Source organism: Vibrio sp. Vb1018 (genome assembly GCF_033338775.1).
Lineage (GTDB): Bacteria > Pseudomonadota > Gammaproteobacteria > Enterobacterales > Vibrionaceae > Vibrio > Vibrio alginolyticus.
In genome coordinates this window covers 510,260-522,792 of sequence record NZ_JAWOTI010000001.1, presented here as the reverse complement: position 1 = coordinate 522,792, position 12,533 = coordinate 510,260, and the positions used below count along the sequence as shown (strand labels likewise).

8 protein-coding genes are annotated in these 12,533 nt (G+C 48.8%); 3 read left to right on the top strand and 5 right to left on the bottom strand.

Annotated features, from left to right (window positions below):
* Positions 1–120 precede the first annotated feature (120 nt).
* A complete protein-coding gene (locus tag R7Z10_RS02180) occupies positions 121–567 on the top strand; it encodes a DUF302 domain-containing protein (protein ID WP_047102439.1) in 447 nt (148 codons plus the stop codon).
* A gap of 82 nt (positions 568–649) precedes the next feature.
* Here R7Z10_RS02180 and R7Z10_RS02175 read toward each other — a convergent pair whose 3' ends face one another.
* Genes R7Z10_RS02175 through R7Z10_RS02155 form a run of 5 tightly spaced genes read right to left on the bottom strand, consistent with a single transcriptional unit; the run spans position 650 to position 7,898 of the window.
* On the bottom strand, positions 650–1,852 hold the full coding sequence (locus R7Z10_RS02175) for a type III PLP-dependent enzyme (RefSeq protein WP_285334795.1): 1,203 nt from the start codon (positions 1,850–1,852) through the stop codon (positions 650–652).
* Complete coding sequence (locus R7Z10_RS02170) at positions 1,845–3,674, bottom strand: IucA/IucC family siderophore biosynthesis protein (RefSeq protein ID WP_285334794.1); 1,830 nt, start codon at positions 3,672–3,674, stop codon at positions 1,845–1,847. Before R7Z10_RS02170 ends, R7Z10_RS02175 begins: the two co-directional genes overlap by 8 nt.
* Positions 3,646–4,851, bottom strand: a complete 1,206-nt coding sequence (locus R7Z10_RS02165; RefSeq protein ID WP_053307987.1) for an MFS transporter — start codon at positions 4,849–4,851, stop codon at positions 3,646–3,648. The genes R7Z10_RS02170 and R7Z10_RS02165 overlap by 29 nt, the downstream gene beginning before the upstream one ends.
* A gap of 6 nt (positions 4,852–4,857) precedes the next feature.
* Positions 4,858–6,690, bottom strand: coding sequence for an IucA/IucC family protein (locus R7Z10_RS02160; RefSeq protein WP_318103811.1), 1,833 nt, complete (start codon positions 6,688–6,690; stop codon positions 4,858–4,860).
* A complete protein-coding gene (locus R7Z10_RS02155; protein ID WP_318103809.1) occupies positions 6,687–7,898 on the bottom strand; it encodes a hypothetical protein in 1,212 nt (403 codons plus the stop codon). The genes R7Z10_RS02160 and R7Z10_RS02155 overlap by 4 nt, the downstream gene beginning before the upstream one ends.
* 250 nt (positions 7,899–8,148) lie before the next feature.
* On the opposite strand from R7Z10_RS02155, the gene R7Z10_RS02150 reads away from it, so the two are divergent.
* Both R7Z10_RS02150 and pvuA read left to right on the top strand, forming a co-directional pair.
* Positions 8,149–10,185 carry a TonB-dependent siderophore receptor gene (locus R7Z10_RS02150; RefSeq protein ID WP_025768678.1) on the top strand — a complete coding sequence of 679 codons (2,037 nt, stop codon included), beginning with the start codon at positions 8,149–8,151 and terminating at the stop codon, positions 10,183–10,185.
* 120 nt (positions 10,186–10,305) lie between these two features.
* Positions 10,306–12,444, top strand: coding sequence for a TonB-dependent siderophore vibrioferrin receptor PvuA (pvuA, locus tag R7Z10_RS02145; RefSeq protein WP_318103806.1), 2,139 nt, complete (start codon positions 10,306–10,308; stop codon positions 12,442–12,444).
* Positions 12,445–12,533: the final 89 nt, after the last annotated feature.

Below are 12,533 nucleotides of genomic sequence, written 5' to 3'. Positions count from 1 at the left end.
ACGGTCGACTCTTGAGTGGGTAGAGTGCAATTCGCCATAGCGGAATCTGACTTCTATAGTTTTCCTACACTTGGTTTTTCTATATTTAGTTTTCTACTCAGAGAGAGGAAGGGACGACAAATGAAAAAAGTAATGATGGGGTTGGTAGTGGCGTTGGCGTCATTGAGTACGTTGGCTGGGGAGGGTGTGGTAACCGTTGCGAGCACGCATTCAGCAAAAGATACGGCGGATAAATTTGTCGCTATCGCGCAAGAAAAAGGGTTGAACGTCTTTGCGCGCATTAACCATCAAGAGAACGCCGTGAAAGTCGATATGACGTTGCGACCAACTGAAGTTATCGTGTTTGGGAACCCTAAAGTGGGCACACCACTGATGATCTGTGCGCAGGAGGTGGCGCTCGATTTACCCCAAAAAGTGTTGGTGTATGAAGATGCTGAAGGTAAAACGTGGTTAGCTTACAACGATCCGATGTATTTAAAACAGCGCCATCATATTGAAGGCTGCGACGAGGTATTGAACAAAATCAGCGGCGTGCTGGGCAATTTAACCAACGCGGCGGCGAAGTAGGGTGCAGTATTAGGGCTGCTTGTTATGTTGAAGAATAAAAAAGCCCCAATGATTGGGGCTTGAGTAAAGCGAAGTATGCTGTTTAAAAATAGTGGAAGATCGGCGGTTCATGCATCAAGAAGTTTTGATGGGAGATGTTCCACGCATAGGCGCCCGCTAAGGTAAACACAACATAATCACCAATATCGACGTGGGCGACGTGTTGATTGCGTGCCAGCACATCTTTGGGCGTACAAAGCTGACCGACAAAGGTCGCTTGTGTATGCTGAATTGGGTGAGAAATCTCATGGTGTTGCTCGCTTTTCAGGATGACGAATGGATGATCATGGCTCTGCGCTGCTGGCGTGCGGAAGTGGTGAGTTCCCCCGCGCGCGATGACAAAGCTTTCGCCAAGATTTTGCTTAATATCCAGCACTTCCATCACGTAATAACCGCATGCCGCCGTGATGAAACGTCCGCATTCAAAACGCAGTGTCCAATCTTGCACTTGCTCTTTGGCGATGAGGAATTCCAACTTGTCGCAAAACTCCATCCACGGAAAGTGTTGCTCAGGTTTTTGGTAGTTAATCCCCATGCCGCCGCCCAAGTTGATCATCAGCTCACCGAGTTCAAACTCTTGTTGCCACGCTTTCACGACTTGGAAATAGCGCTGCATTAACGCTAAGTGACGTTCAACATCGAGCTGATGCGACATCAAGTGAAAATGGAATCCTTTGAGTGACACTTGCGGGAAATCGCGCAGCAACATCAAAGCATTGCTCAGTTCGGACTCGTCAAAACCAAAAGGGGTCGGCTTGCCGCCCATCGCCAACTTGCTGAGCGTGATGTCGCCGATATCAATGTTCATACGCAAAAAGATCGAAGCAGGGCGGTTGAGGCGCTCGGTTAGTGCTCCAATGCGTTGTAGCTCGGTGAGGCTTTCGACGTGAATCGCATCGACATCAAGTTCAATCGCTTGTTGCAATTCACTTGGCATTTTTCCTGGGCCACCGAAGATCAACGGCTTATCGAGTTGTTGCTGGTGGAGGTGTGCCAACTCCCCGCCAGATGCCGCTTCAAAACCATCGACATACGGCGCGAGCGTTTTAAGAATCGGGCCCGATGGATTGGCTTTGGCTGCGTAAAATAGCTCGACATTTCTCGGCAAAACGTGACGCAGTTGTTTGATGTGTTCTTCTAAGGCGCTTAGGTCATACACGTACGCGCACAAGGGTTGATTTTGCTGCTGTGCGAGCGTGTGAACTTGTTGGCTAACGCGTGTCGGTAGAGAGAGTGAGTTAGGCATGTTGCGCTCCTTTTTCGTGTTGCTGCCAAGGCGCGGCGACTTGGGTATAGCCCGACTCTTTATCGGCTTTTTGCATCAAGCGCGTGGTGAAATTATTTTTGCTTGGGAAGTGACCGCCATTCAGCAACGCTTCTAGTTCCGGCTGTTTTCCATTCACGGATTGCCAACGCACAATGGCACTTTGCACCGCATTCCACAGCGTTTGCTCTAGTGGCTCATCACCTTCTGCGATGAAGAAAATCGCTTCGCTGATGTTGTTGATAAAGGTGCAGTATCCGATGCGATTCCAGCCTTGTTCGCGACTGTAGTAAACCGATTGTCGCGCGCGTTCAGACAAATCAGTTAATGTTTCTGCTGGCCAGAACTCCGGCAGTAATTTAGTGCCTTCCAAATCACGAATCCAAACACAACACGGCATCTCTTGCTCAAAGCCAATCAGGGTGTTTTGCAAATGCGGCTCAAACGCCACCCCGTGTTTGAAGTAGTAATTAAATACGCCCGGGATCAGGCAATGCAAATAGCGTTCAAACCAAAGTGTCGCGATGTCGGAATAGCGATTTTGCGTAGTACGCGCTTTGTTTTTAAGGCGTTGAGCAATGCAACTGTTGCCGTTATTGTCGTAAGCAAACAGAGCGCCAGCGAGGGTTGGTTTCAAGATGTCGACTTCGCTCAGCGAGAAATTTTCGCGATACAAAATCCCAAACGATTCGCGTGCTTTGGTGTTGTCGTCCCAGTTGTGCTCAGCGACACTTTCTAGATTCAACGTGGTGGCGTAAGGCTCTGTCATCACTTTAAATACGGGGTTGTGCAGCTGTTCGTTTTCTCTAATTGGTTTGAGAATCGACGTGAGTTGCACGGCGCTGTCGAGTTCGTACCACGCGTTTTTGCGCACGCAATTGGTTAATCGTACGTTGATGGAGAATTTCGCAAACCAGTCCATGTCAGGGTGGTAGAGAGTACGAACTGAAGAGGTCGGCTGCATCTTTTCACCACCTAAACCCAGTGGCGTGATCTTGCCTTGTTCAATGGCACGCTTCACGCTTGGGTTGCTCAAAATGGTGTAGCTTTCCCAAGGATGACAAGGGTAGAGGGTCTTCCCATCGCTGGTGGCGTGTTGTGGCGCGAGCTGTTGTAGCATGCGTTGCGCAGGGTTAGCTTCTCCGTCGGAACTCAGCACATCAAGTAAGGACGTATCCACTTCAAACCAGTACAGCGGGACTTGCGCGCCGACTTCTGGAGAAAACGCTAAGAGATCATCCATGGTGACGCCCGAACGACTTTTCGGGGTCGGATGGAAAGTATGCCCCCAAATCAGAGATTGTTCCGAAGCGATAAATTCGTTGTGATGCGATTTGGGCGCGACGTTGAGAAACTGCTCGGTAACCAGCACGCTATTTTCCAGTTGTTCGATCAGCTCATGGTTAAACGGGATAGCCAATACCTGCTTGAGATAGTTAAGCAAAAGCGTAAGAGTTTGCGTGGCATCCAATTTCGCCCAACCAGATCCCGGCATTTTCGCCCAAGGCAGTTCTGCCAATTTGATTTTGCCCAGTTTGCTCGCGTAGTGAATCGGCAAAACCAACACGCCATTTTGTTGAGAAAGATGAACGGCTATCCGCTGTTTAGCGGGATAGTTGCGTTTTAACGTTTGGGGTAGCGATGTCGATTGGTAGTGCCATTCCACTTGTTGATTCGGTAGCGCAAATTCACGTAAGTAACAATTAAGAACACCCATTATCGTGTTGAGTTGGGCTTTCTCACGGTTGAGCTGCACCTCATGCGCGCGCAACTCGCTAGTCTGAGAGGATTGAGTTTGTAACATGTTGATTTCCAAATTTTGAGTGGAGAACCAGCGCGATCAAGGTGATTACGCTGACTATCGCAGAAAGTAGGAAAGGAACCTCAAGTAGCCCCAAGCTGGAAATGAAAGAAGCGCAAAATCCCGCTGCCACGCCACCCCATTTGGACATGGCATCAAAGCGAGAAAATACTTTGCCACTGAGTTTGCGATCCAGATTGCTCGCAAGATGCTGATGCAATCCGTGATAACAACACACCATCGCGATGCCGAAGATAATTCTCGCAGCAATGAGTGCGGTTTCGGACGCAATCAAATGCAAGGCAGAGCTCACGGCAAGCAATGCAAACCCAAGCCACAACGTGCGCAGCGGTTGATGGCGATTCAACCCATCTGACAACACGTGAATTTTTCCTGCCAACAACAGATAGACGCCATGCGGCAGTGCGTACAAAAAACCGATCCATGCGTGGTTAGTGATGCCATATTGCTGCACAAACGGCGAGAAATAAGGAAAGGTCACCACCATAGAAAACGCAAACCCGAATTGAGCAAAGAAGATCCAACGAATGGCATGCATTGCGTTTTTCTGTGCAACCGGTTTTTCTTGCTGAGGTTCTGAGTTTGGCTTTTCGAGGTTTTGGTCGGCGGGTTTATCCGCTGGCAGTGTTAGCGTGATGCCCATCGCAATCAAAGGCAAAACGCATAACCAAAGGTACGCGTTGAGCGGGTTGGTCTCTGACAAGCTCCAGCCGAGCCCAATAGGCGCAACGATCAGCGCCAAGCGAGCAGATAGTTGGGTTTTATTGAGTGACTTGCCGAGTGTTTTGGCTTCTTTAATTTGACTAGATAAGTAGCTGTTCGAGGCGGCCATGGTGCCGCCAAAGGTTCCTTGAACAATAAGACCAAACACAAACATGGCGAGGTTGTCTGCCAAGCCGCACAGCGCAAACCCTGCTGCAAGGCCAAGTTGCGCACGCAAGAGTGAGCGGCGGCGACCGTAGCGATCGGCAAAGTTGCCCCAAAATCGCGCTGCCAACGCAGTACAAAACGTAGGTAGGATAAACAATACCCCTGCCCAGTCCGCATCAATGCTTGCGCCTAACGTTGGCAACACGACGGGTAGAAATAGCGGCATACCTAACGCGGCAAACGCAGCGATAAAGTGGCACAACAACACACTGTAGATGAGTTTGGTCATAATCGTTTAACGTACGCTTTTTTTGATGGCTTCTAAGTAGGCGCGCTGCGCTTCTTCGCTAGAAAGCAGTAAGAAGTTCGGGGCCGACAAACCATAGAACTTATTGATGTCACTCGCGCCGGAGGCTTCTTTCGAGAGCAAACTGCCAGAGCTCAACAAGTACTTGGCGTACAAATCAGGTGCCTCTTGCAGTAACTCGCGAGCCAGTTTTGTCTCTAACCCTTCGCCTTCCAATCGGTTGAGTTGCTCTGCAATGCTTTTGGCCACGATGGCGTAAAGCGATGCTGAAGAGGCAATGCCCTTCGCTGCCATGGCTTCTACAATCGCTGCGATATCCAATTGTAATGTGATGGTGGTAAACATCTGACCGAGCGCCAATTCATTGTCGACTTTGATGCGTTGATCGAGCAGTTCATCGCAATCCACTGGAAGTAGTTTTGCGCCGTGTTTTTGGGCAGCATGCTCTGTTGCAAAGTGGAAGCGCTCTGGCCAAATTCGCGCCGCGTCGTTGTCTTTCATCGCGAGCGTCATTTTGCCCTGTTGATCAAATGCAATGATGGCGTTTTGCTGGTTGGACTCCAATGCGATGCCATAACGAAGCCACAAGGTGAGGTGCACTTGGCATAATAGGTCGGCGTAATCTTGGAACCAAGCCAGCGTATCTTGTTGATAGTACTGCTCCGCCAAATGTTCTAAAAACAAGCGGTCGTCAGGCATTGGGCTTGCCAGTGCGGCAACCGGAACTAGCGCTTTGTCTTCGCAATGAATAAGTGGATACTCACGTACGATGTACGCAAAGGTCTTATCCTCGCCGACGTGTCCACCGTGTTTTTCGTTGCAATGGAACAAGCGACTGTTTAAATCGGCGTCCGTTTGTTCAAGGTGGCTGAGTAGGCGTTCAAACCAGTGGCCGTCATACAGTGTTGAAGGCTTGATTAAGCGAATATTTTTCGTGCCTAGCGATCGCATGATCAGCGGAACCTTGATGTGAATGTGCGGTGCCTCGTTGACGACCACAGTACGAACGGAAAGCGTCGGCGTCACGTCTAGATACGTTAAAGGCGCTTCTATCATACCTTCGGGTAAGGCTTCTAAAGATCGCAGGGTGAGCGGATGCGCAGGGAACAGTACGTGGCTCAGTGCAAAATCAGCAGGAAGCCCAACTTGCTCCATGGTTGGCCAGCAATCAGGTTGTTCGCTGGTTAATGTCACCAGTGATTTTTCAATCGCAATCCAATGCAGAGCAAAGCTTGGTGCAAACTCGGGCGCGTACTTAGCAAGGTCTTTATCGCTCAGACCAAACTTCGCCCGCGCAGTTGGATAGTACGGGTGGTCAAGGTAAGAAGCGATCTGGTCGGCTAGCAGCAGTTTTTGATGCCAAGAACCAAGCTCGGATATTGGTTGAGAAATGTGGTCTGCGTGATGATGAAACGCTTGGTCACACAGCGCTTTGTGTTTCTCTGCACATTCCAGTTCTTGAAGGTATCCCGCCAGCAACTCGTGAGAGCTCTCATGCGCCAGTGTCGTTAGTAGCGCAATCCACTCTTTGTAATGCTGTTGATGCTCGATTTGGCCATTTTTCTCCACCCACCAACCTGGTGGTGTTTCGTCATTGGCGTGACCGTAGCGCCAGTGCTGCATGTAATACGTTGGCGCAACAGGTAAATACAACGTGAAATCAGAGTTGGCAAATATCAGCCAGACTTGCTCGTCTTGAGGAACAATTACCCCTTTTGGCGCGTCTCTACTGAACTTGGCCTTCGACAAAATGCCAAACATGTCTTCGCGCAAGCAAGTGTCGATCAATCGTTGCGTTAGATACAAAGCGTTGTCATTCATGCTGCCACCTCACGAGTCGGAGCGAGATCGAAATTGCTAAGCGCGTTCTGCAGCGCTTGGTCGAGGTTTCGCCCTGATGGTGAGACAATCGAAATTCGGGCGAGATAATCCTTATTGGAATAACTCTGTTGGAAGTGTTCTCCAGCGGTTTTTAGTACCTGTTGCTGGGTGATGATATCGTCATCGTGTTGGATGAACGACGTCGAACCTCCGTCAATCACACCACTGTGTTCCGCAACTATGTAGTGCACGTGCGCTGACCCATGAATTTGGTAATCGCCGTCCAATCTTCGACCCAGATGCAGACCCAAAATCGTGCTAAACCAACCGAAGGGAGCGAGATTGTTGAGCAAGAATTCGCGGCCATCTCCAATACTGCGGTAGTTAATTTCCACCAGAACCGGGCCATTTTCCGTAATAATAAATTCGCTGTGGCAAACTCCAAAACCAACGCCGAACGCTTTCAGTTGAGCCAAGCAAGCTTCTCGGTGAGCAATGCCGTTTGGTCCGTTCCAGTCTGCGGCGGTTTCGATAAAGTAAGGCGGCTCAGAGAGCGACACATCAAAACCGCCCACGGCGATAAGTTGGTTACCGTCTCCTAAAGTTTCGAGCGTAACCAACGGTCCTTGAAGAAACTGCTCCACCAGAATGGCGGCGTTTGGGTGCTTTTGCCAAAACGCCTCGCAGTAAGCATCGAGCTCGCTTTGGGAGTCACAGCGCTGTACATCTAAACTTGCCACGCCTTCTTTGGGTTTTGCTACGACAGGGAAGGCCATGCCTAATGCCACATTCGAATGGCGATGCAGCAAACAGCTTTGTGTGTTGGGTAAGGATTTTTCATTTAACACTTGTCGAGTTAAGTGTTTGTTTTTGGCCTTTAACGTGACAGACCAATCTTTGGATGGGAGGCCAAAAAATTGCGCGCAGATGGCGGTGGAAGTTTGTAAGTGATCACTATTGCTGAAAATAGCGTCTGGCTTTAATTCATGCTCCGTGATGGTTTCGATGAGTTCTAATGGGTTGAAGACATCACATTCTAGAATGGTATCCGGATTAAAGTGACTATCATGACTCGCCAACTCTAAATGGCTGAGCTTATGGTCGGTGATAAGAACGACGTGAAGGTCCATCGCTTTAGCTGCAGGCACAAAGCCGTGAGTGACTGCATCGTTAACGACATGACTTACGATAATCATCGTAGATTTCATGAGCTTTCCTAATTTTCTAACATTTTCTTCTAACGTTGATAAAGTCGCTCACGGTCGTCTTCCAATGTGCCTCTCTCGAGACGGAGGGCAGAAGTTTTAGTATTTATTGTTATGATATTTGGTTTTTTTTGTTGTTAGTTGTGTTTTTAGGGTAAATAAATATAGAGCATAAAATTAATATTGCAAATAGAAATAATATTTGTTCTTATTTCCATCCGTTGGCTTTATAACAACTAAACGGAATTATGGAATGAATAAATTATTGACCCTGACCCCCTTGGCGGTCGCGATTGGTTCTTCATTAGTAGCACCAAGCGCAGTGGCTTCAGAAGAGACGAACTCAACCTCATCAGCAACTGAAACGATTCAAGTCTTCGGTCATCAGTACGAAGGTTATGCTGAACACATGCCTCAATCAGGCACCAAAACCGATGTGGAATGGCTTGATGTGCCACAAGCGGTATCCGTAGTAACGAAAACAGAAATGCAAGACCGAGGCGCGGTGCGTTTAGTGGATGCGCTAGATGGGGTAGCCGGGGTCAATAACACCTTGGGCGAAGGCAGCCGCGATCAGTTCATGATCCGTGGTTTTGATTCACTCAACGATATGTACCGTGATGGCTTGCGAGATGACGGTACGTTGCAGTCTTACCGCAGCTTAGCGAACGTTGAACGCGTTGAAATTGTGAAAGGCCCTGCGGGTGCTTTGTATGGCCGCGGTTCGGCTGGGGGCATCATCAACTTGGTGACGAAACGCGCTAACGGTGAGAATTTTACTCACGTAAACGGTAGTGTAGGCAGCAACAACCAGTATGTTGGTCAGGTCGACAGCTCAATGGCGTTTACAGATAAGGTCAACGGGCGTATTAACTTGGAATACCGTCAAGCCGACTCGTACGTTGATCATGTTGATTCAAACGATTTCTTCATTGCACCGACCATTCGTGTGTTACCAGCGGAAGGTCACACCATTGATATTGACGTGGAATACGCCCATCAAGAACTAGTGCCGTATCGTGGTGTGCCATCAAAAAATGGCAAGCCAGTTGATTTGCCAGTAAGCACTTACTTTGGCGGCACAAACGACTATCAGGAGTCAGACAGTCTCCGTATTGCGGTGGATTACGAATGGCGTCTGAATGATCAATGGGTATGGAACAACCGAGCGGCGTTCAACCATATCGAACTTGAGCAAAAAGGCACGCGTCAGGGCAAAGTGACGGGTAATGAAGTGTCTCAAACCGTCAACAACTTTGGTTACGATCCACGTACTACGACCACTTTACAATCTGAGTTGGTTTGGGAAACCAGGGACAATCAATTGATGGTGGGTGCAGATTTCAACCAGATCGATATCGACCTAACGTTGGCAAGTGACAAAACGCTTCCTCCGCAAAATATCTACGACCCAGTCGTTGGTCCAACGCCTGATCCGGGCTTTAAGCCATTTCGTGACAATACCACCACCACGACAGGTTTGTATGTGCAAGACGTCTATACGTGGGGTGACCTTTCTTTGATCGGTAACGTGCGTTACGACTCGATGGAACTCGAACAACAAAAAGCGGGCTCAGATAAGGAAAAATTGGATGATGACAAAGTCAGCTACCGTGCTGGTTTGGTATACCGCATCAATTCCGACACATCCGTATACGCCAGTTTAGCGCGCTCTTGGCAGTTACCGTACGCTGGTATCTACATCAATCCAAAATTGGCGGAATTCTTCCACACCGACTTAAAAGAGGTGGGTGCGAAAGCGTACCTTTTGGATAACGCATTAATGTTGAATGCGGCACTGTTCCAGATTGATCAAGAGCAACCACAAACTAACGTGGACGGCGATGTGATCGATAAAATTGAAGTGCGTCACCAAGGTATTGAATTAGAGGCTCGCGGTCAAATCACCAAACAGTGGGACATCTCTGTGGGTTACAGCTACTTAGATGCGGAAGACAAAGCCACAGGCAAAAAGCCTAACGATGTATCAGACCACTTGTTCTCTCTTTGGAGCACTTACCAATTGGATGACAACTGGCGTTTAGGCGGTGGTGTGAAGTACGTGGGCGACCGTTACGCAGGTAACGACGAAGCCGTCGCACTTGGCGATTACACAACGGTGGATTTGATGGCGGCGTACACCACTGGTCGTCACAAAATCCAAGCGAACGCTTACAACATTTTGGATGAGAAATACATTCTTGGCGCAACAAACGGCACGTCTGGCTTAAACCAGATTGGCTACGGCGCACCAGCCGAGTTCATGCTCAGCTACGGATATCAGTTCTAGGCTTTTTGTGCGTAGTTAGCGCCTGTTAGCCGATTTTTTCCTCATATTGAGGATGTTTAGCCCCGAGAGCCTACGGGATGTATTCTGCCCGAGGCTCAATTTCTCGCAAAGGAGATCTTAATGTCTTACCAGAATTTGGATGGTAAAGTGCGTGTACGTGCTGGTTTGTCTACCACTTACAGTGTGCTTGCGATTGCAATCGCTTCTGCCACATCCATGAGCGCGGTTGCCGCTCCTGCTAAAACAGAACAAACTACCGCGATGGAAACCGTCGTTGTCACTGGTAGCGTGATTGGTAAATCTGAAATTGAAGACGTCAAAGAGTACCCAGGTGCTCGTACCGTCATTACCCGCGATCAAATCGAGAAAACCGCCGCAGGCTCGATTGATAACGCGCTACAGCGCGTGCCGGGTATTAAAGTTCAGGATGAAAGCGGAACGGGCGTATTGCCCAACATTTCCGTACGTGGTTTGAAAGCAAGCCGTAGTGGTCATGCTCAGTTCTTGATGGATGGTGTACCGCTAACACTTGCGCCATATGGTCACACTGGTCAGTCTATCTTCCCAGCAACACTGTCGATGCTTGATCGTATTGACATTGTACGCGGTGGTGCTGCAGTACAGTACGGCCCAAACAACGTCGGTGGTGTGATCAACTTAGTGACCAAACCGATTCCACACACGTGGCAAACTGAAATCAGTAACCGCCTTACCGTGTTTGATGGCGGTGATGCGCCGCTGAATGATTTTTACCTACGCACGGGCGGCTGGTTAAGCGACACATTTGCACTACAGTTGGAAGGTAACTTCCTAAAAGGTGAAAGCTTCCGTGAACATTCCGATACGGACGTGAAGAACTTTCAAGCTAAAGCACAGTGGCTATTGAGTGACACTCAAGAGATTCAAGCATTCCTGCAACGTTACGATGCTGAAACGCAAATGCCGGGCGCACTTTCGCCACAAGACTACGAACAAGATCGTCACCAATCGAAACGTCCTTACGATGATTATGAAGGTAAGTCGACACGCTGGAGTGTTAAGTACATCCACGATTTGCCATTTGCCGACAGTGCCGAGCTAGAAGTGCTAACGTTTGGCCATAAGTCAGAGCGTCTTTTCAAGTGGGGCTTTAACAGCGCGGGTGGCCATTGGGCGGATCCGGCTCTGCCAGCGACGGACGTTCGTACCTCTCCACGTGAATTTACCGTGTATGGTATAGAGCCAAAAATGGCGATGTACTTTGGCGAAGGTAAATCCGTTACTCAAAACTGGATCGTGGGTACCCGTTATGTTAATGAAGACATTGACTACAAACTCACTCAGACTCCAATCGCCGGTGGTGCAACCAGCGTTCCGCGTGATTGGCATTTAGATACGGACGCGTTTGCTGGATACGTTAGCAACGAAATTGGTTTGTTCAATGATACATTGAAGGTAACGCCTGGGTTGCGTGTTGAGTCGGTTCGAATGACATTTACCGATCGTGGTAAAAAACAAACGGCAGACAACACCGTGACGGAATGGTTGCCAGGTTTGACGGTGGCATACAACTTAACTGAACAGTGGGTGACGTATGCGAACGCGCAAAAATCACTTCGTGCGCCACAAATTGCCTACATCCGAGGTTTGGGTGAAGAAGGTAGCGAACTGGCTTGGAACTACGAAGTCGGCGCGCGTTACACCCAAGATGCGACCAGCTTTAACGCTGCACTTTATCGCATCGACTTTGAAGATCAATTGCAATGGCAAAGCTCAACGCAGACCTTCGATAACATCGGAAAAACACTTCACCAAGGCATAGAGCTTTCTGCTCGTTACGTGCCTGAAGCACTACCTGCACTGAGTTTAGGCGCAAGCTACAACTATCTAGACGCTACGCTTGAAGAAGAAGGCACGAATAAAGGTAATCAACTGCCTTACACCTCTAAGCATCAGCTTGGTTGGGATGCAACCTACGCATTTTACGGCATGGACACCACGCTATCGGGCTTCTACTTTAGTGATTCGTATACCGATAACGCCAACACCAGTGCCGAAGATGCAACTGGCGCAACGGGTAAAGTACCATCTTACATGGTGTGGAATTTCAACTTGGGGACGGATTTATACAAAGACGACAAAGGCAAGTTACGCATGAATGTTGCGGTGAACAACTTGTTTGACGAGGAGTATTACTTCCGCGGGATTGATACAAGCCCAGTTGGTCGGTACCCAGCTCCGGGACGCTCTTACACACTGGATCTGAACTATCAGTTTTAAGCGTTTCGTTCACCGAGTTTGAAAAGAAAAGTCGCCAATTTACCTTGGCGACTTTGCCGATCTTAGGTAATGGAAAACTCTTAGCACTG

Excerpts from the sequence above, each read along its gene's own strand:
- R7Z10_RS02170 (WP_285334794.1), bottom strand. The coding sequence starts at position 3,674 with ATGTTACAAACTCAATCCTCTCAGACTAGCGAGTTGCGCGCGCATGAG.
- R7Z10_RS02150 (WP_025768678.1), top strand. The coding sequence starts at position 8,149 with ATGAATAAATTATTGACCCTGACCCCCTTGGCGGTCGCGATTGGTTCT.
- R7Z10_RS02155 (WP_318103809.1), bottom strand. The coding sequence starts at position 7,898 with ATGAAATCTACGATGATTATCGTAAGTCATGTCGTTAACGATGCAGTC.
- R7Z10_RS02180 (WP_047102439.1), top strand. The coding sequence starts at position 121 with ATGAAAAAAGTAATGATGGGGTTGGTAGTGGCGTTGGCGTCATTGAGT.
- R7Z10_RS02175 (WP_285334795.1), bottom strand. The coding sequence starts at position 1,852 with ATGCCTAACTCACTCTCTCTACCGACACGCGTTAGCCAACAAGTTCAC.
- pvuA (WP_318103806.1), top strand. The coding sequence starts at position 10,306 with ATGTCTTACCAGAATTTGGATGGTAAAGTGCGTGTACGTGCTGGTTTG.
- R7Z10_RS02165 (WP_053307987.1), bottom strand. The coding sequence starts at position 4,851 with ATGACCAAACTCATCTACAGTGTGTTGTTGTGCCACTTTATCGCTGCG.
- R7Z10_RS02160 (WP_318103811.1), bottom strand. The coding sequence starts at position 6,690 with ATGAATGACAACGCTTTGTATCTAACGCAACGATTGATCGACACTTGC.